Raw genomic sequence first — 18,415 nt, 5'->3', positions numbered from 1 at the left:
GACGCGGACGGTTCGAGGCGCGGCTATGCGTGCATGTCCGCGTCGCGGACCCAGGTTGAACCCGTTTGGGGTAAAGGCATGTCCGCACCCGATTTCTCGCTGCTGACCCGGCGTCGTTACGCACCGTTGTTTACCGTGCAGTTCCTGACGGCGATGAACGACAATCTGTTGAAGTTCGCGTTGCTGTTCCTCGCCAACTTCACGCTGTACCGCGCCGATCCGGCGAAGGCGGCGACGCTGGCGACGGTGTCGACCGGCCTGTTCATCCTGCCCTATTTCCTGTTCTCCGGCCTTGCCGGGCAGATGGCGGATGCGTGGAACAAGGCGTGGCTGATCCGAGCGGTGAAGGGCGCGGAGATCGCCATCATGGCGCTGGCGCTGGGCGGATTCTGGATCGAATCGGTGCCCGTACTGCTGACCTGCCTGTTCCTGATGGGCGTGCATTCGACGATTTTCGGACCGGTCAAATATTCGATCCTACCACAGCATTTGCGCGCGCATGAGCTGATGGGCGGGACAGGGCTAGTCGAGGCGGGGACGTTCGTCGCGATCCTGACGGGGCAGCTGGTCGGCGGGATCGTTCCGCCATGGGAAGCGGGTGTCGCGGCGTTCGGGTTCGCGGTGCTGGGATTCCTCGCCGCGCTGGCGGTGCCGAGCGCGCCGTCGGCGGCGCCCGATATGCGGATCGACCTCAATCCGTTTCGCAGCACCTGGGCGATCCTGCGCGCGGCGCATGGCGGGCGGGGCGTGTGGCTGGCGATCCTGGGGATCAGCTGGTTCTTTTCGGTCGGCGCGGTCGTGCTGTCGGAGTTCGCGCCGCTGGTCGCGGGTACGCTGAACGCCGCACCGGAGGTGGTGACGCTGTTCCTGGCGGTGTTCAGCCTGTCGGTCGCGGCGGGGTCGCTGCTGGTCAACCGGTTGCTGAAGGGCGAGGTGTCGGCGCGCTACGTGCCGGTCGCGGCGATCGGGCTGTCGGTGTTCCTGATCGACCTGTGGCTGACCAGCGGGCGGTTCGTAGTGGAGACGCCGGGGGCGGACATCGCCGCGTTCGTGGCGACGCCGGGCAGCTGGCATCTGCTGGTCGATCTGGCCGGCATCGCGCTGTCGGGCGGGGTGTTCGTGGTGCCGCTCTACGCCATCCTCCAGACGTGGAGTGCGCCGGAGAAGCGCTCGCAGATCATCGCGGCGAACAATGTCATCAACGCGATCGTCACCGTGCTGATGGTCGCGGTGGTGACGGCGATGCTGGCGGGCGGGAGCAGCGTGCCGGGCATCTTCGGGGCGCTGGGGTTCGCCACGCTGTCGATCGCGCTGATCTCGTGCTGGCTGTTGCCGGAGACGGTGTTCAAGTCCGTCGTGCGGATGCTGCTGCGCATCGCCTATCGCGTGGAGGTGGCGGGGGTCGAGAACATGCCGGCGCCGGGCGAGCGGGCGGTGGTGGTGGTCAACCATGTGTCGTTCCTCGACGGGCTGCTGCTGGCGGCGTTCCTGCCGGGCAAGCCGACCTTCGCGATCCACAGCCGGTTCGCGCAGGCGTGGTGGATGCAGCCGCTGCTGAAACTGTTCGACGCATTCCCGGTCGATCCGACCAACCCGATGTCGGCCAAGGCGATGGTGAAGGCGGTGCGCGAGGGGCGGACTTTGGTGATCTTCCCCGAGGGGCGGATCACCGTCACCGGCGCGTTGATGAAGATTTTCGACGGCCCCGGCATGGTCGCCGACCGCGCCGATGCGCCGATCGTGCCGGTCAGGATCGACGGGGCGCAATATAGCCGCTTCTCGCGCCTGAAGGGGAAGGCGCGGCTGCACTGGTTCCCGAAGATCGAGTTGACGGTGCTGCCGCCGTGCCGGTTCCAGCTGCCCGAGGGGATGAGCGCGCGCGAGCGGCGGGCGATTGCCGGGCGGCGGCTGTACGACGTGATGAGCGAGATGATCTTCGCGACGTCGGATACCGACCGCACGCTGTACGACGCGCTGATCGATGCGCGGCACCTGCATGGCGCGGACATGGGCGTGGTCGAGGATGTGCAGCGCGTGCCGCTGACCTATGACCGGCTGATAACGGGGACACAGGCGCTGGCACGGCCGCTGGCCGCCGGGACGGCCAAGGGCGAGGCGGTCGGGGTGTTGCTGCCCAACGTCAATGGGGTGGTCATCACCTTCTTCGCGTTGCAGGCGACGGGACGGGTGCCGGCGATGCTGAACTATACCGCCGGCCTCGCCAATTTGCGGGCGGCGTGCACCTCGGCGCAGATCCGGACGGTCATCACCGCGCGGGCATTCGTCAGCCAAGCGAAGCTGGGCGAGGTCGTTGCCGGGCTGGCCGGGGAGGGGATCAAGGTCCGCTATCTGGAGGATATCCGGGAGACGATCGGCGCGGGGGCGAAGATCATGGCGCTGGTCCGGTCGCGGATGGCGGGGCGGTTGCACCGGCGGCAGCGGGTGGCAGCGGACGCGCCCGCCGTCATCCTGTTCACCAGCGGGTCGGAGGGGGTGCCGAAGGGGGTGGTGCTGACCCATCGCAACCTGCTGAGCAACTGTCTGCAGCTGTCGTCGCGGATCGATTTCAACCGGGCGGACGTGGTACTGAACGCGCTGCCGGTATTCCACAGCTTCGGGTTGACCGGGGGTACGTTGCTGCCGGTGCTGTCGGGGGTGAAGACGGTGCTGTATCCCAGCCCGCTGCATTACCGGATCGTGCCGGCGCTGGCCTATGATGCCAATGCGACAATCCTGTTCGGGACCGACACCTTCCTGTCGGGCTATGCGCGGATGGCGCATGGCTATGATTTCTATGCGCTGCGCTACATCTTTGCGGGCGCGGAGCGGGTGCGGCCGGAGACGCGGGCGGTCTATGCCGAGAAGTTCGGGCTGCGCATCATGGAGGGCTATGGCGCGACCGAGGCGGCGCCGGTGATCGCGGTCAACACGCCGATGCACTTCAAGGCGGGGAGCGTCGGGCGGCTGCTGCCGGGGATCGAGGCGCGGCTGGAGCCGGTGCCGGGGATCGCGGAGGGCGCAAGGCTGGCGATCCGGGGGGCGAACGTGATGGCGGGGTATCTGAAGGTCGAGGCGCCGGGCGTGGTACAGCCGCCGGAGGAGGGCTGGCACGATACCGGCGACATCGTGACGATCGACGAGGCGGGGTTCGTCACGATCCGCGGGCGGGCCAAGCGCTTCGCCAAGATCGGCGGCGAGATGGTGTCGTTGCCGGCGGTCGAGGGCTATGCGGCGAAGGTCTGGCCGGGGGCGGAACATGCGGTGGTGACCCGACCGGATGCGAGGAAGGGCGAGCAGCTGGTGCTGTTCACGACGCAGGCCGGGGCGGCGGCGGGAGAGCTGTCGGCGTGGGGCCGGGCGAACGGGGTGTCCGAACTGGCGCTGCCGCGCGACGTGCGGATGGTGGATGCGCTGCCGGTGCTGGGCACGGGGAAGCTGGATTATGTGACGATGGGGGCGATGGCCGCCGGGTAGCGCGGAAGTTGGCGAAGGTTGCGGTGCGTTCGGTTTTTGTCGGGGGTGGTTTCGTTTTATTTCAAAGGGTTGGGTGTAACCTTTGCGCTGGAAGTTGACGCTTTGTGTGTTTGTCGCCGGTATGGGGTGGCGATGAGGGGGCGGGGACGATGAGAAGGAGCGGGGTGGAGTTTGGCACCGTGTTCCGTTGTAGGAAAGGGTGGGGCCGGGTTCTCGACGGACGCTTCTCGACTGGCTCGAAGCTGCTCGAACTGAACGGTTTTCTTTGTCGTGGGGTGCCGATTTTAACCGGCACCGCCGAAGAAGAAGCGGGACCCCGGGTCAAGCCCGGGGTGACGAAAAGGCAGTCTTCAATACCGATAGTCGAGCGTTGCGGTGTCACCGGGGGCGACCGTCACCCGCCAGGTCATGATGCCGTCGATCCGCTCCAGCCCGGCGGCTTCCACCTTCCCGCCGGGATAGCCGATCGGCAGTTCGACATCGACCGGCACGGCGCGGGTGTTGGTGACGGTCAGGCGGGCGGACTGGTTGGGGAGCGGGGTCTGGGTGACGAGCACCTGCCGGCTGGTGCCGGCGCCGATCAGCAGCGTTTCGCCTTCCGCCCGGTCGGTCATCGTGCCGGTGCCGACCAGCAGCGACGTGTCACCATGCGCGGCGTAGAGCGCGGTGGTGCCGGCGGGGAGCGGGATGCCGAGACCGTCGGCCTTTTCGTTGCGGACGCGCAGCACGATGTCGACCGCGCCGGCCTCGATCGGCTGGGCTACGGCCACGCGGCGGCGATAGACGCGGCTATAGGCGACGCCGTCCTGCCGCAGCAGCGCGACCTGCTTCTGGCCCTTTGTCGCGACGGTGGCGCGGCCGGGCACGCGGTAGAGCTTCACGTCGCCCAGATTTTCCGGGGCGGGCGGTGCCGGCGGTGCCGGTGTCTCGACCACCATCGGCGGCGGCGGCGGTGGGGGGATGCCCATGCGCGCGCCGGTCACGATGATCTCTTCGGCCGCCTCGAACGTCCGCATCTGTAGATCGGAGGTCGTCGTGCCGAGCGGATAGCAGCGCAGTTGCAGCCGGGTCGCCGCCGCTTCGAGCGGGGCGACCCATTGCCGGTTCAGCCGCCCGGCAACGACCTGCACCTCGGCATCGGCGAACCCCTCCGCATTGCCGTTGGCGAGCGTGGTCCACGCGAACAGGTCGAGTCGGTCGCCCCTGAGCGTGCCGACATAGCTGGCCGACCAGTCGAAGCCGGTGGCGAGATAGGACAGGCGCACGGTAACGGTGCGGCGCGACGGGCTGTCGGTGGTGACGCTCAGGACCGGCTTGGCGGCGAGGTCGGCGGGCACGCGCGCATATTTCAGGCTGTCGGCGAGGCCCGCGCAGCCGAGCGCCTCCACGCCGTTGGGCGTGCGGACGACCACGCCGCCGGTCGGGCCGGACAGGATCGTCGCCTCCTCGTCGCGCATCACGCCGCTCGCGCGGTCGGTGCGGCGCAGCGTCACGCGGTTGCCGAGCGTGCCGTCGACCAAGGCGGCGGGCGAAAGGAGGCGGGCGTCGCGGTTCTTTTCGACCGTGCCGCCGGGCAGACCGTCGACGACCGCGCTGACGGGGATGATGCCGCCCGCGACCCCTTCGAATCGGAGCACGGCGCGACCGCGCGGCAGGGTGATGCGACGGGTTTCGGTGACCAGCGCATAGCCTTGCGGGTTGCGGACATCGACCGGCTGGCGCGCGGGGCGATAGGGCGCGCGGTAGAGGGTGACGGCGATGCTGGCCGGGGCGGGGGAGGTGATGGTGGTGGGTGACGGGGCGTCGGTGATGGTGATGCGGCGGTTTTCGCCGAGGGCGCCCGCGCCGCTGCCGACCCGCACCCCGGCGGAGGCCGGGGTCCAGTGGGGTGAGGGTTGCGATCCCGCACCGGCGTCCGCCGACTGGGCCTTCGCCGGGGTGCGGGTGAGTGGGGTGTCGCGTGCCGTGAGGGGCGTGGTGGCGGTTGCTAGCAGGGACAGGGTCAGGGCGGTGCGCCACTTAGCCTGCCCTGCCATTGCGTATCCCCGCGCAGGTGGGGGGGCAGAGCCAAGCCAGCCGGCGTCTGCGTCAACCAACCCTGGATCCCCGCCTGCGCGGGGGTACGGCAATGGGCGGGGCGGGCGGTCGTTCGCCTGTCGCAACCGGCGCGGCCTGCGCATCAGAAGCGGGTGTCGAAGGTCGCGGTGACGGTGGCCGATCCGTTGGCCGGGACCGGCACCTGCCACACCGCCTGTCCGGCGTCGCTGCGCTCGCTGGGGCGGCTCTGTTCGGTGATGCGGGTGTCGGTCCAGTCGAGCCCGGCCTGCGCCAGTTCGACGCTCACGGCGGCGGGGGTCGCGTTGGTGAGCGTGTAGCGCATCTTCGTCTGCCAGCGGCTGGCGTTGATGCGGGTGCGGCTTTCGACCACGGCGCGCACCTTCACGTCGAAGGCGTCGCCGGTGGCGAGCGCGATCTTCGACCCTTGCGGCGTATGGTCGATCGCGGCTTCGCCGGTGAATTGCGGCTGGCCGCGCGCGTCGCGCATATAGACGCGGATCGTGCCGGCGGGTAGTGCGTCCCCGAGGCCGCCCTTCGCCGCATTGCTGAACCGCACGATGCTCTGCGCGCTTGACGGCTGCTCCGTGGTGCCGAGCCAGTTGTTGACGAAGCGATAGCCGGTGGTCGCGGCCGCACCCTTGACGTCGAGGAAGCTGACCTGCTTGGTCTGTTTGTCGGCGATCGTCGTGCGTTCGGGCAGCGGATAGAGGTAGAAATCGCCCAGCTGCTCGCGGTTCGCGGTTTCGGTGCCGGGCTGCATCACCGGCCGGGGGCGGCGCGGGCGGCGGGGGCGGTAGTCGTTGTCGTCGTCCTCCGACCCGACCTCTCCGGCGACCAACAGGGTGCGCGCGTTGGTGAAGGTGGTGCCGGTGTTGTTGGTGAGCGTCACCCAGCCCTGTACGTCGATCGTGCCGCTCTTGCGGTCGAGCAGCGCGACATAATCGGCTTTCCAGCTGAGGCCCCGGCTGAGGTAGGAGAGCGTTGCCGCTCGGGTGCCCGAGCGGCTGCTGTCGAGCGTCACCGACAGCGTCGGGCGGGCGCGCAGCGACGGCGGGACCTTGTCGAAGATCGCGCGGACCGGCAGGCCGTCGTCGCGCAGTACCTCGATCCGCTCGCCGATCTGGAGGACGACGCCGCCGTTCACCGCCAGCACCTTGGCGCGTTCGCGGGTTTCCGCGCCGGTCGCGGGGTTGGTGCGCAGCAGGGTGATGGTTTCGCCGACCGCCTTCTCCATCAGGCTGGAGGGGGAGAGCAGGTCGAAGTCGAAATTCTGTTCGACGATCCGCGCGTCGGGCACGGCGAGCGAGACGGTTTCGGGGCGGATCTGTGCGCTGACGTCGGGAAAATCCTGTCGCACCGTGCCGGTGTTCAGCGGCAACGCTCGGACGTCCTGGATCAGCGCAACGTCGCCATTGTAGATGGTGACCGAGACGTCGCCTTGCGCCGAGGGAGCGATGGCGGGCGGGGTGGCGGCGTCCTGCGCCAGTGCGGGCAGGGGGGCGAGGAGGCTCGCCAGCAGCAGCCAGTTCGGTTTCATGTGTGTCCCCCGTTGTTTGGGGGGAGTGTGGCGGGGGAGTGTTGCGTTGGCAAGACGGGGGGTGTCCGCCGCTTGACCTATTCCCCCTGGCCCCTCCGTTTGCTTCGAGCGCAGGTTCGAGCCTGTCGAGAACCGAAGTCGAGAAGGCGTTGCCCCAAGCGAGCAAGTTCTCGACGGACGCTTCTCGACAAGCTCGAAGCTGCTCGAACCGAACGGGGTGGGTGGGGTGACGGTGTTACCCTGCCGTTCGTCCTGAGTAGCCGCTGAGCGAAGTCGAAGCGGCGTATCGAAGGACCGTCGCAGGTGCTTCGATACGAGCCTTCGACTTCGCTCAGTCGCTACTCAGCATGAACGGCCGGGGGGGGGGCTGCGCTTAGTGATTGTCGCGCGGCAGGCCCCTGGTCTGGGCGATCTGCTGGAACGCCTCTGTTCCTTCGAGGATCGCGCCGGTCGACATCTGGCCGACGACCGAACGCTGGATCGCCTGCCACGGGGTCTGCGATGCCGGGTACTGATAGCCGCCGGCGGCTTCCAGTTCCTGACGGCGTGCGGCCAGTTCCTCGTCGGACAGCAGCACGTCGGCGCGGCCCTTGCCGAGGTCGATGCGGACGCGGTCGCCGGTGCGCAGCAGCGCGAGGCCGCCGCCCGCCGCCGCTTCGGGCGAGGCGTTGAGGATGGATGGGCTGCCCGACGTGCCCGACTGGCGACCGTCGCCGATGCAGGGGAGCGCGTGCACGCCCTCCGTAATCAGATATGCCGGCGGGCGCATGTTCACGACCTCGGCCGCGCCCGGATAGCCGATCGGCCCGGCGCCGCGCATGAACATCAGCGTTTCGGGGGTGATGCCGAGCGCCGGATCGTCGATGCGGTGGTGGTAATCCTCCGGCCCGTCGAACACGACCGCCGGCCCTTCGAACGCTTCGGGATCGTTGGGGTTGGACAGATACCGCTCGCGGAATTCGGGGCCGATGACGCTGGTCTTCATCACCGCCGCGTCGAACAGATTGCCCTTGAGGACGATGAAGCCGGCCTCTTCCTTGAGCGGCTGGCCGAAGGGGCGGATGACCTTTTCATCCTCGATCACGGCGTCGCGGCAATTGTCGCCGATCGACTTGCCGTTCACGGTCAGCGCGTCTTCGGCGATCAGGCCGGCGCCCATCAGTTCCCGGACGACGGCGGGCACGCCGCCCGCGCGGTAATAATCCTCGCCCAGATATTCGCCGGCGGGTTGCAGGTTCACCAGCAGCGGGACCTTGTGGCCCTGTTCCTGCCAGTCCTCGATCGGCAGGTCGACGCCGATATGGCGGGCGATGGCCGCCAGGTGGATCGGCGCGTTGGTCGAGCCGCCGATCGCCGAATTGACCTTGATCGCGTTGTGGAACGCGTCCCGGGTGAGGATGTCGGAGGGCTTCAGGTCCTCGCGCACCATGTCGACGATGCGAAGACCCGTGCGGTACGCGATCTCCTGCCGGTCGCGATACGGGGCGGGGATCGCGGCGGAGCCGGGCAGCTGCATGCCGAGCGCCTCGGCAAGGCTGTTCATCGTCGTCGCGGTGCCCATCGTGTTGCAATAGCCGGTGGACGGCGCGGAGGAGGAGACGAGGCGGATGAATTCCTTGTTGTCGATCTCTCCGGCGGCCAGCATCTGCCGCGCCTTCCACACGATCGTGCCCGACCCGGTGCGCTCGCCCTTGTGCCAGCCGTTCAGCATCGGGCCGACCGACAGCGCGATGGCCGGGATGTTCACCGTCGCGGCGCCCATCAGCATCGCCGGCGTCGTCTTGTCACAGCCGATGGTCAGCACCACGCCGTCGAGCGGATAGCCGTAGAGCACCTCGACCAGCCCGAGATAGGCGAGGTTGCGGTCGAGCCCCGCGGTCGGGCGCTTGCCGGTTTCCTGGATCGGATGGACCGGGAATTCCAGCACGATGCCGCCCGCTTCGCGGATGCCTTCGCGCAGGCGTTCGGCGAGCACGAGGTGGTGGCGGTTGCAGGGCGACAGGTCGCTGCCGGTCTGGGCGATACCGATGATCGGCTTGCCCGATTGCAGCTCCTCCTGGCTCAAACCGAAGTTCAGATACCGTTCGATATACAACGCCGTCATGTCGATATTGTCGGGATTGTCGAACCACGCACGGCTGCGCAGGGGGGGCATGTCGGTCATCGAAGTTCCGGTTCACCAGGGGGTGGGCACAAGGCATCTCGGGCAGGGCGGGGCGTCCGGCGGCCGCGATCCGGTATCCCGGACCGATCCCCGCCTTCTCCCCCCTCACCGCCGTTGACGCCGTGCGTTGGCCTATATAGTCAGACAAAATGCATTAGGGCAAGCGATGCGACGGAACAAACCGTCCCGCGATGCCGACACAAGAGGGAGAAGACCTGAGATGCCGGCCCCGATTTCCGCGCGCTCCGTGGGGAGCACGTCCGCTCCCGCCGGGGCCAGCTACGCCCCCGCGCTGACGCTGCTCGCCAGCCTGTTCTTCATGTGGGGCTTCATCACCGTCATCAACAACACGCTGCTGCCGCATCTGCGCAGCGTGTTCGACCTGAACTATACCCAGACGACGCTGATCGAGAGCGTGTGGTTCATCGCCTATTTCGTCGCGTCGATCCCCTCGGCCAAGCTGATCGAGCGAATCGGGTATCAAAAGTCGCTGGTCGTCGGGCTGCTGGTGATGGCAGCCGGGTCGCTCGGCATGGTGCTGGCGGCCAGCCTGCCGTCCTATGGCGTGACGTTGGTCATGCTGTTCGTGATCGCCAGCGGCATCACGCTGCTGCAGGTCGCGGCCAATCCCTATGTCACCGTCATCGGCCCGCCCGAGACGGGATCGTCGCGGCTGAACCTGGTGCAGGCGTTCAATTCGCTCGGCACCACGCTCGCGCCGATCTTTGCCGGCTATCTGATCCTCGGTCGCTCGGTCGGCGGCACGACGCAGGATCGCGTGCTCACGCAGGCGGAGCGGCTGGCCGACGCGCAGTCGGTGATCCTGCCCTATGTGCTGGTCGCAGGCGTGCTGGTCGTGCTGGCGGTCGTGATCGCCCGATTCCCGCTGCCCGCGATGGGATCGGCGACCAGCCGCGTCGCCAAGGAGGAACGCAAGAAGCATTCGCTGTGGAACCACCGCAACCTGGTGTTCGGCGTGCCGGCGATCTTCATCTACCTGATCGCCGAGATCGGCGTCGCCAACCTGTTCATCAACTTCGTCTCGCAGCGCGATATCGCCAACATCACCCAGGCGGAGGCGTCGCGCTACCTGGCGCTGCTGTGGGGCGGGATGATGGTCGGCCGCTTCGCCGGTTCGCTGCTGATGCAGAAGATCGCGGCGGAAAAGGTGCTCGCCTTCTTTTCGATCGGGGCGTTCGTCGTGATGCTGGGCGCCACCTTCCTGTCGGGGCCGGCGGCGATGTGGTCGCTGATCCTGGTCGGGCTGTTCCATTCGATCATGTTCCCGACGATCTTTTCGCTGGGCATCAAGGGGCTGGGGCCGCTGACCGAGGAAGGGTCGGGGCTGCTGATCATGGCGATCGCCGGCGGTGCGCTGGTGGTGGTGCAGGGCTGGCTGGCCGACCGCTACGGCCTGCAATGGTCGTTCCTGCTGACCGCCGTGTGCGAGCTGTACATCCTGTTCTATGCCGTGTGGGGATCGAAGGTGACCAACCCGATCGACGACGTCCCCGCCGACAACGACGTCTTTGCATAAGGAAATTCCGATGACTCTCCGCCTGTTGCAGCGCGTCGCACCGACGCGCGCCGTGATCGCCGCGACCGATGCGGGGGCGCATGTCGTGCCCGGCGTCGACAGCATCCGCGTGCTGGCGCTGCGCGCGATCGATGCCGGCCACAGCATCGCCGACGAGGTCGCGGCGCTGGGGCAGGGCGAGGCGGTCGATATCGCCCAGCTGCTCGACGCCGGTGCCATCGGATCGCCGATCGACCATGAGGACCCGGCGCATGTCATCATGACCGGCACCGGCCTGACCCATCTCGGATCGGCCGAAGGGCGCGACAAGATGCACCGCGCCGCCGCCGAGGCGACGACGCAGACCGATTCGATGCGGATGTTCCTCGAAGGGGTCGAGGGCGGCAAGCCCGCCGAGGGTCAGGTCGGGCAGCAGCCCGAATGGTTCTACAAGGGCGATGGCGGGCAGATGGTGGCGCCGGGCGGCGACTTCACCATGCCGCATTTCGCGCAGGACGGCGGCGAGGAGCCGGAGCTGGCGGGCATCTATGTCATCGGCAGCGACGGCACGCCGCACCGCATCGGCCTTGCGCTAGCCAACGAGTTTTCGGACCATGTGACCGAGCGGCACAATTATCTGTGGCTGGCGCACAGCAAGCTGCGCCAGGCATCGCTCGGGCCGGAACTCCTGGTCGGCACGCCGCCCGAGCATGTCGAGGGGACGAGCCGCATCGTGCGGAACGGCGAGACGATCTGGGAAAAGCCGTTCCTGTCGGGCGAGGCGAACATGTCGCACAGCTTGGGCAACCTCGAGCATCATCACTTCAAATATGCGCTTTTCCGCCGGCCGGGGGACATTCACGTCCACTTCTTCGGGACGGCGACGCTGTCCTTTGCCGATGGGGTGCGGACGGAAGAGGGCGATGTGTTCGAGATTCAGGCGGCGCCGTTTACCCTGCCGCTCAGGAACCGGTTGACGCGGGCGGATGCGGTGCCGGTGGCGGTCAGGGTTCTGTAAGGGGCTTTCGTTGGCCCGGGGGGCGTTGTTTCGGGTGGTTTCGATGGAGGCGTGAGCGGGCCGTTTCCGTGGATCCCGGCTTTCGCCGGGATGACGGGTGGGGGTGTGCGGGGGCGCCTCCTTGCGTTCGTCACTCCTGCGGAGGCGGGGGTCCATTGGTGCTGGCGTTGCGGGTTTGCCGAGACGGTGGCGTGTATGGATTCCCGCCTTCGCGGGAATGACGGTTGGGGCGGGGGCGCGTTCGAGGTTTGCCGCTTGCCGCTCGCCGCTCGTCGCTCGTCGCCTGCTGCTTGCCGCTCGTCGCGCGCCGCTCGCCACCAACGCGCACTGCTCGCTACCCACGCTCGCCTGAATTGCTGCCCGTCTTTCCTATCCGTTTCTGCTTTTCTCCCCCACGCCCCCTTCCGTTTGCTTCGAGCGCAGGTTCGAGCTTGTCGAGAACCGTAGTCGAGAAGGGGGTGCCTTAAACTCTGCGTTCTCGACGGACGCTTCTCGACAGGCTCGAAGCTGCTCGAACCGAACGGTTGGGGTGCGTGAGGTGGGGGGGGGCTATCCCAGCAGCGGCTCGATCCGGTCGAGCAGCGGCAGCTGGCTCTTCAGCATCATCATCCGGGCCTCGGCGACCGGCATCCACCTAGCCGCGTCGACTTCGGGGAAGCTCCTGCGCCTGCCGCTGCGGGGCGGCCATTCCAGTTCGAAGGTCATGCTGGTGATCGCATGGGTGTCGACATCCTGTTCGGCGGCGAAGGCCGACACCGACTTGCCACCCGCCTGCCGCACCGTGCCCAGGGGCGCGAGCGGCGCGACGACCGCGACGCCCAGTTCCTCGGCGACTTCGCGCCGGGCGGCGTCCTCGACCGCTTCGTCCGGCTCGACCTGGCCCTTGGGAATCTGCCACGCGCCGACCTGCCGCCGCGCCCAATAAGGGCCGCCGGGATGGACGAGCAGCACCGCCGGGCTGGGCGTGCGGCGATAGAGCAGGATGCCTGCGCTATGCTGGGGCATGAAACGGTCCCTGTTCCTGGCCGGCGATCGTATCCGTCGCCGATTGTTGATGGACAGACGCCGCCGACCCATGTTGCGTTCCATGGCCATGTCATCGGACCGTTTCGCACCTTTTCCGACGCCGGTTCGACGCGGATGACGCAGTTCGACCTGTTCGCCGCCGCGCCGGCATTGCCCGGACTCACCCATGCGCCGGGCGTGTTGCCGGAGGGCCGGTTGGCTGCTTTGGCCGAGGCGATCGATGGCGCGCCGCTCACCCCGTTCCGGTTCCAGCAATGGACCGGCCTGCGCCTGACCGCCTCCTATGGCTGGCATTATGATTTCGAGGCGGGCCGGGTGGGACAGGCCGAACCGATGCCCGACTGGCTGTTGGCGGTGCGCGACATTGCGGCGGGCTTTGCCGGCGTGCCGGCCGATGCGCTCGTGCAGGCGCTGCTGATCCGCTACGATGCCGGCGCCGGGATCGGGTGGCATCGCGACCGGCCGGTGTTCGAGCATGTCGTCGGGCTGTCGATCGGTGCGCCGGCGACGCTGCGGTTCCGGCGGCGGCGGGCGGACGGGTTCGACCGGTTCGCGCAGGCGCTGGCGGCGGGCGACGCGTATCACCTGACCGGCGAGGCGCGGTGGGACTGGGAACATGGCATCGCGCCGATGGCGGCGACGCGCTGGTCGATCACCTTTCGCAGCCTGACCGAGCGGTTCCGGCGGGAGATCGGGCTTGCGTGAACTCAGCCTGCATGTGGTCGGCGCCGACCATCCCAATCGTGGCGGCGGCAATCGGCGGTTCGAGATTTTGCTCTGCTCGCCGGGCGAGGGCGTCACGCTGGTCCCCGAACCGCGCAACCCGGTCGATCCCAACGCGGTGATGGTGGTCAGCGCGCGGGGGGTGCAGATCGGCTATCTAACCGCCGACCGCGCGGCATGGATCGGCGCGATGCTGCGCCAGGGGCGCGAGGTGGCGGCGGTGTTCCAGCAGGCGACGCCGATGGGCGCGGCGGTGCGGGTCGCGTTCGACGGCGCGGTGCCGGTGGTGCCGGTGGTGCCGGCGGTGCGGGAGGTCGGAGAGGATGCGGAGCCGGAGTTCTGGCCGGACGAGGTTTGGCCGGAGGAGTGGGAGTAAGTCTACTTCCGCTCCCGTTTGGTTCGAGCAGCGATCGAGCCTGTCGAGAGCGCGTGTCGAGAACGGGGTTCCGCTGGGTAGTCGTTCTCGACAGGCGCTTCTCGACAAGCTCGAAGCTGCTCGAACCAAACGGGGTGGAGAAGGAGAAGGGGACCTAGAAACTCCCCTGCACGCTCGCGCCCGCCGGGATGCCCGCGAAGGGCAGCACCGCCGCGCCGTCCCCGGTCAGGGCGAAGCGCAGCGTGCCGTCCTCGTTGATCGTCGCGTCCATCAGCGTCCGGCGGCGCTGGTCGGCGGGGACGAGGCGGACGCGGGTCTCGGTGCCGATATGCTCGGCGGTCAGCAGCAGGGCGGGGGTCGGCGTGGCGACGTTGCCGGGTTTGGTCGTGCAGGTGCCCGGATCGATCGCGATGCGGCCATCGGCCATGGCCGATCCGGCGATGGTCGAGAGGACCGGCAGATCGACCTGCCACGTCGAATCGCAGGCGAAGGGCAGGTTGGGCTGAAGCGCGGACAGCAGCGAGGCGTCGGCCGATCCGCTGACCCGGTCGAGCCGCACGCCGCCGGGGCGGAGCAGCGCCTGTCCGCCGAGATCGGTGTCGGCGCCGGTCGCGGTCCAGTCGACCGCGAAGCCGAGGCTGGTCAGGCTGCGAAGCGGCGCGAAATGCCATTCGAGGCGGCTGCCGCCGGCAATGCCGACCTCGCCATTCCAGACCGTGCCGCCGACGCCGCTGCGCCAGTCGGTGTTGCCGGCGATCAGGCTGGCAGGCAGGGTGACGATCATCGCGACCGCGAACGAGGCTATGCCGAGCGCGGCGAAGCGGATACTACGCCGCCGTGCCTGTAAGCGGGAAGGACTCGACAATGCGATCGCGGCGCTCGACGCTCGGACTGGTTCGCGATGCGGTGCTGCTGTCGTCGTTGGCATCGGTCGCGTCCCCCCTGATGGCTGCGAAACGGAGCAAGCGCTCCGCCGCGTTGCTGGTTCCGCTGACCGGAGACCGCGCGGCGCTGGGCCTTAGCATACGCAATGCGGCGATGCTTGCCGAAAGCGACGCGGGCGCGCTCACCGTACTCGATACCGGCGGCACGGCGGCCGGCGCGGCGAGTGCGGCGCGCGCGGCGGTGAAGCGCGGGGCGGCGATGCTGCTGGGGCCGTTGTCGGCGGCGGAGACGCGGGCGGTGGCCGGCGCGGTCGGCGTGCCGGTCGTGGCGCTGACCAACGACGCGGCGGCGCGCGGCGGGTCGGCCTTCGTGTTCGGGATTACCCCGGCACAGGCGACGGCGGCGATCCTCGGCTATGCCCGGTCGCGCGGCGTGCGGCGGGTGGTGGCGGTCGATGACGGCACGCCATGGTCGCAGGCATCGGTCGCGGCGGCGCGGGCGAGCGAGGCCGATCTGGGGCTGACGATCGTGCCGGTGACTGGCGGCACCATCCCCCCGGACGTCGAGGGCGATGCGGCGTTCGTGCCCGGTTCGGCGGTGGCGATCGCGCCGGTCCTGAAGAACCGGGGGATGCAGCTGCTGGCGACGATGCAGACGCTCGATTATCGCCCCGATGCGCTGACCGCGCTGGAGGGGGCGTGGATCGCCAGCCCCGATCCGGCGAAATTCGCGAGCTTTGCCAGCGCCTATGCCGCGCGCAACGGCGGACGGCCGGGCGCGATTGCGGCGCTGGGCAACGACGCGGCGCTGATCGCCAAGGTACTGCGCGAGGCGGATCAGATGACGCGCGAGGGGGTGCTGCGCGAGGCCGGGTTCGACGGGGTGACCGGGCCGGTGCGCTTCCGTTCGGACGGCAGCTGCGCGCGCGACTTCGCGATCCTGGTGCCGACCAACGGGGTGTACGACAAGGTGGCGGAGAGCCGCGGGGCATGAGCCGGCCGCGCGCCGGGGAGGGTGGCTTCACCCTGCTCGAACTGATGATCTCGCTGGGGCTGTTCGCGCTGATCGCGGTGGCGGGGCTGGCGCTGGTCGACAGCGTGATCGGGGTGGACGGACGGACCGAGGCGCGGCTGGACCGGGTCGCCGACCTGCAGCGCGCGATGGTGGTGATCTCCAGCGACCTCGACCAGATCGCGCCGGGGCCGATGGGCGGCGACGGTGCGGGCCTGCGGTTCCGGCGGAGTGCGCCCGGTGTCGGCGGGCCGCCGATCGGCGTCGGGTATCGCGTGGCCGACGGGCAGTTGCAGCGGGTGGTCGACGGGCGCGCGCAGCTGGTGCTGGATCAGGTGAGCGCGGCGCGCTGGCGCTATTTCGATGGCGGATGGCGCGACAGCTGGCCGCCGGCACCCGACCGCGCGCTCGACTGGCCGCGCGCGGTGGTGGTCGAGTTGCAGGTCGGCGGGCCGGGCGGGGGCAATCTGCGGCGGATCGTGACGCTGCCGATCGCGGCGAAGACGACATGAGCGCGCGGGTGCCGGAGCGTGAGCAGGGCATGATCCTGGTCAACGTGCTGATGTTCGTGGCGATTGCCAGCGGGCTCGTCCTGCTGATGATCAACCGCGAGGAGGTGGCGCTCGACCGCTCGATCCGCTCGCGCGAGGCGGCGCGGGCGCTGGCGATCGTGCGCGGGGGCGAGCTGTCGGCGCTCTCCGCGCTGCAACGCGACGCGCGGGTGGCGCCCGAGGCGGACTATCCGGGCGAACCCTGGGGCGCGATCAGCGAGAATGGCATCGCGATCGAAGGCGGCCGTTTCGACCTGGCGATTGCCGATGCCGAGGGGCGCTTCAACGTCAATTCGGTGCGGCGCGAGCTGGACCCGATCCCGCAGCTGCTGTTCCTGCGTATCGCCAAGGCGGCGGGGATCGAGGAGGCAAAGGCGGTCGCCGCCATCGCGCTGATCCGCGAGCGCGGGCCGGTGCAGGACCTGCGCCCGCTGGCGGTGTTCCTGCCCCCCGAACAGGCGCAGCTGCTGGCGCGGATGGTGACCGCGCTGCCGGGCGATACCGCGATCAACCTGAACGCGGCGACGCCCGAATTGATGGCGGTGCTGTTCGATCCCGACAAGGCCGGGCGGCTGGTCGCGATCCGCAACCGGCAGGGCTATCTGTCGAAGGACGACCTGACGCGCGAGGACGTGACGCTGCCCGGCGGCACGCGGTTCAAGTCCGACCATTTCTGGGTCCGCACCCGCGCGACGATCGGCGGCACGGTGCAGCAGGGCGCGACGCTGATCCAGCGGGTCGAGCGGAAGGAGGGGGCGCAGTCGGTGCCGGTTGCGGTGCCGGTGGAGCGGTGGCGCAATGCGGCGATCCCGCCGGAGGTGCCGGGGTTTGGCGGGTAGGGTGGCCAAAGTTCACTAAGTTCACACTCGTGCGCTTGTCGTGAGCAGGGCGATTTGGGGCCGAGCGGCGGTGTCAAAGAGCGGGGGCGGTGGGCGGCCAGCGAGGATGATCGCAGGCCTGGCGACTGTAGGAAAGCGGGAATGGCCAGCTACGGGGGAAAGCTGCCGCGCGCTCATTCGGCAACTCCCGAATCGCGTGCCTAGCAGAAGCTTGGGGCCTGATATTGACGCCGATATTCCGAACTGCCCTCGCCTAGTAAAGCGATGCACTCCGCTAGGTCAGGGTAGAACACATCCCCCTTGATTACGCCCAAATATCTCCAACGCTGCGACTCCGTGTCACGCTCCCTTTCCCGGCGCTCCGTTAGTGCTTCGGGTGGACTGTCATCAGGCAAAGCAAAAAAAGCATCCCCGCCACCCTGTTCGATTACCACAAGCTGGCGGGCTGGTGTCAGATAAATATTGCTCCTCCTATGATCGTTAACAGCAAAAATAGTGTCTGAAGCGCTGCCAAATTGATTGCGAACGGTGACTATCCACTCGCTCCCGCTAAAGTTCGAGCTAACATTGACAGAAATTTTGCTATCAGCCACGGGTACGACAGGGCCGTTGGAGCAGCCTCCGGCAAGGATTGCCGCCAAAGCATATTGAGCGCCGCGAAGTCTTCCCATCTCGGGATAATGCGGGAGTGCCGGGTTACAAGCAACTCTGCCTTGCCGCTGATACGTCTGCTTTTGGACGAGCGTCGCGACATCGCTCAATAGCCAATCCACGCATTCTCGATATGGCGGGGCGGGGTCCGCGGTGCGAGGAGGATGACGTCGATGCGCACATCGCAGCCTTCCGCATAGGTCGGCGCGAGTATTTCCGCCGCTGCTGCCACGCGGGCGAGGCGGCGTTCGTCGATGGCGTGGTCGAGGTCGGCGGTGGTCGCTCGGGTCTTTACCTCGACGAAGGCGACGACATTGCCGCGCCTGGCGATCAGGTCGACTTCGCCGGCCTTGGTGCGGACGCGGCGGGCGAGGATGCGCCAGCCTTTCAGGCGCAGCCACCAGCCGGCGATGCGTTCGCCGCGGCGGCCGGCATCGTCGGCGGGAGGGGGGGGCTGGAAGGGAGGGGCTGGCCTGGCCGCCGCCGCATCATAGTCACGTCCTCTCGACCCGGCGGCAGAGGAGGGCAACGAATGGTCGCGCCTCCGACGGACCAACGGAAAGAATCGTGACCAGCGACAAAGACA

Annotated in this window: 15 protein-coding genes; 8 read left to right on the top strand and 7 right to left on the bottom strand. The window is 68.5% G+C overall.

The window, feature by feature from the left end; translation table 11 throughout:
• Positions 1-78 precede the first annotated feature (78 nt).
• The gene (locus tag CA237_RS11815; protein WP_232307854.1) at positions 79-3,474 is read left to right on the top strand and encodes an acyl-[ACP]--phospholipid O-acyltransferase; all 3,396 of its coding nucleotides are present in this window, start codon (positions 79-81) and stop codon (positions 3,472-3,474) included.
• A gap of 350 nt (positions 3,475-3,824) precedes the next feature.
• Here CA237_RS11815 and CA237_RS11810 read toward each other — a convergent pair whose 3' ends face one another.
• The 3 genes from CA237_RS11810 to CA237_RS11800 all read right to left on the bottom strand — a co-directional run bounded on the left by CA237_RS11810 (position 3,825) and on the right by CA237_RS11800 (position 9,233).
• Complete coding sequence (locus CA237_RS11810; protein WP_126014196.1) at positions 3,825-5,510, bottom strand: hypothetical protein; 1,686 nt, start codon at positions 5,508-5,510, stop codon at positions 3,825-3,827.
• Between the two features lie 143 nt (positions 5,511-5,653).
• Positions 5,654-7,069 carry a DUF4139 domain-containing protein gene (locus CA237_RS11805; protein ID WP_126014194.1) on the bottom strand — a complete coding sequence of 472 codons (1,416 nt, stop codon included), beginning with the start codon at positions 7,067-7,069 and terminating at the stop codon, positions 5,654-5,656.
• A gap of 373 nt (positions 7,070-7,442) precedes the next feature.
• Positions 7,443-9,233 (bottom strand): IlvD/Edd family dehydratase, encoded by a 1,791-nt coding sequence (locus CA237_RS11800; RefSeq protein ID WP_066688297.1) that lies wholly within the window; start codon positions 9,231-9,233, stop codon positions 7,443-7,445.
• 247 nt (positions 9,234-9,480) lie between these two features.
• On the opposite strand from CA237_RS11800, the gene CA237_RS11795 reads away from it, so the two are divergent.
• Entirely contained in the window at positions 9,481-10,770 is a 1,290-nt protein-coding gene (locus CA237_RS11795; RefSeq protein WP_241215484.1) for a sugar MFS transporter, read from the top strand.
• Between the two features lie 10 nt (positions 10,771-10,780).
• On the top strand, positions 10,781-11,767 hold the full coding sequence (gene araD1, locus CA237_RS11790; RefSeq protein WP_126014190.1) for an AraD1 family protein: 987 nt from the start codon (positions 10,781-10,783) through the stop codon (positions 11,765-11,767).
• Between the two features lie 549 nt (positions 11,768-12,316).
• On the opposite strand, the gene CA237_RS11780 is transcribed toward araD1, so the two are convergent.
• Positions 12,317-12,772, bottom strand: a complete 456-nt coding sequence (locus tag CA237_RS11780) for an NUDIX domain-containing protein (RefSeq protein ID WP_066688305.1) — start codon at positions 12,770-12,772, stop codon at positions 12,317-12,319.
• Between CA237_RS11780 and CA237_RS11775 the strand changes: the two genes are divergently transcribed.
• The gene (locus CA237_RS11775; RefSeq protein WP_241215483.1) at positions 12,761-13,498 is read left to right on the top strand and encodes an alpha-ketoglutarate-dependent dioxygenase AlkB; all 738 of its coding nucleotides are present in this window, start codon (positions 12,761-12,763) and stop codon (positions 13,496-13,498) included. The genes CA237_RS11780 and CA237_RS11775 overlap by 12 nt on opposite strands.
• Entirely contained in the window at positions 13,491-13,892 is a 402-nt protein-coding gene (locus tag CA237_RS11770; protein ID WP_126014186.1) for an HIRAN domain-containing protein, read from the top strand. Before CA237_RS11775 ends, CA237_RS11770 begins: the two co-directional genes overlap by 8 nt.
• A gap of 154 nt (positions 13,893-14,046) precedes the next feature.
• On the opposite strand, the gene gspN is transcribed toward CA237_RS11770, so the two are convergent.
• Positions 14,047-14,757, bottom strand: a complete 711-nt coding sequence (gene gspN / locus CA237_RS11765; RefSeq protein ID WP_241215482.1) for a type II secretion system protein N — start codon at positions 14,755-14,757, stop codon at positions 14,047-14,049.
• On the opposite strand from gspN, the gene CA237_RS11760 reads away from it, so the two are divergent.
• The 3 genes from CA237_RS11760 to CA237_RS11750 are packed head-to-tail and all read left to right on the top strand — an operon-like array spanning position 14,757 to position 17,178.
• Positions 14,757-15,770, top strand: coding sequence for an ABC transporter substrate-binding protein (locus tag CA237_RS11760; protein WP_126014184.1), 1,014 nt, complete (start codon positions 14,757-14,759; stop codon positions 15,768-15,770). The two genes, gspN and CA237_RS11760, sit on opposite strands and share 1 nt — an antisense overlap.
• Positions 15,767-16,300 (top strand): type II secretion system protein GspJ, encoded by a 534-nt coding sequence (locus tag CA237_RS11755; RefSeq protein WP_126014182.1) that lies wholly within the window; start codon positions 15,767-15,769, stop codon positions 16,298-16,300. Before CA237_RS11760 ends, CA237_RS11755 begins: the two co-directional genes overlap by 4 nt.
• The gene (locus tag CA237_RS11750; protein ID WP_126014180.1) at positions 16,297-17,178 is read left to right on the top strand and encodes a type II secretion system protein GspK; all 882 of its coding nucleotides are present in this window, start codon (positions 16,297-16,299) and stop codon (positions 17,176-17,178) included. Before CA237_RS11755 ends, CA237_RS11750 begins: the two co-directional genes overlap by 4 nt.
• A 200-nt stretch (positions 17,179-17,378) precedes the next feature.
• Here the strand turns inward: CA237_RS11750 and CA237_RS11745 are convergent, their stop codons facing one another.
• Both CA237_RS11745 and CA237_RS11740 read right to left on the bottom strand, forming a co-directional pair.
• Positions 17,379-17,939, bottom strand: coding sequence for a hypothetical protein (locus CA237_RS11745; protein WP_164523871.1), 561 nt, complete (start codon positions 17,937-17,939; stop codon positions 17,379-17,381).
• Complete coding sequence (locus CA237_RS11740) at positions 17,936-18,241, bottom strand: YraN family protein (RefSeq protein ID WP_241215487.1); 306 nt, start codon at positions 18,239-18,241, stop codon at positions 17,936-17,938. The genes CA237_RS11745 and CA237_RS11740 overlap by 4 nt, the downstream gene beginning before the upstream one ends.
• Positions 18,242-18,415: the final 174 nt, after the last annotated feature.

This window comes from Sphingomonas sp. ABOLH, assembly GCF_003951715.1.
In the GTDB taxonomy this organism is placed as follows: Bacteria; Pseudomonadota; Alphaproteobacteria; order Sphingomonadales; family Sphingomonadaceae; genus Sphingomonas; species Sphingomonas hankookensis_A.
This window is presented reverse-complemented; position numbering and strand designations above follow the sequence as displayed.

Excerpts from the sequence above, each read along its gene's own strand:
- CA237_RS11810 (WP_126014196.1), bottom strand. The coding sequence starts at position 5,510 with ATGGCAGGGCAGGCTAAGTGGCGCACCGCCCTGACCCTGTCCCTGCTA.
- CA237_RS11775 (WP_241215483.1), top strand. The coding sequence starts at position 12,761 with ATGCTGGGGCATGAAACGGTCCCTGTTCCTGGCCGGCGATCGTATCCG.
- CA237_RS11750 (WP_126014180.1), top strand. The coding sequence starts at position 16,297 with ATGAGCGCGCGGGTGCCGGAGCGTGAGCAGGGCATGATCCTGGTCAAC.
- CA237_RS11755 (WP_126014182.1), top strand. The coding sequence starts at position 15,767 with ATGAGCCGGCCGCGCGCCGGGGAGGGTGGCTTCACCCTGCTCGAACTG.
- CA237_RS11760 (WP_126014184.1), top strand. The coding sequence starts at position 14,757 with ATGCGATCGCGGCGCTCGACGCTCGGACTGGTTCGCGATGCGGTGCTG.
- CA237_RS11805 (WP_126014194.1), bottom strand. The coding sequence starts at position 7,069 with ATGAAACCGAACTGGCTGCTGCTGGCGAGCCTCCTCGCCCCCCTGCCC.
- CA237_RS11800 (WP_066688297.1), bottom strand. The coding sequence starts at position 9,233 with ATGACCGACATGCCCCCCCTGCGCAGCCGTGCGTGGTTCGACAATCCC.
- araD1 (WP_126014190.1), top strand. The coding sequence starts at position 10,781 with ATGACTCTCCGCCTGTTGCAGCGCGTCGCACCGACGCGCGCCGTGATC.
- CA237_RS11815 (WP_232307854.1), top strand. The coding sequence starts at position 79 with ATGTCCGCACCCGATTTCTCGCTGCTGACCCGGCGTCGTTACGCACCG.
- CA237_RS11780 (WP_066688305.1), bottom strand. The coding sequence starts at position 12,772 with ATGCCCCAGCATAGCGCAGGCATCCTGCTCTATCGCCGCACGCCCAGC.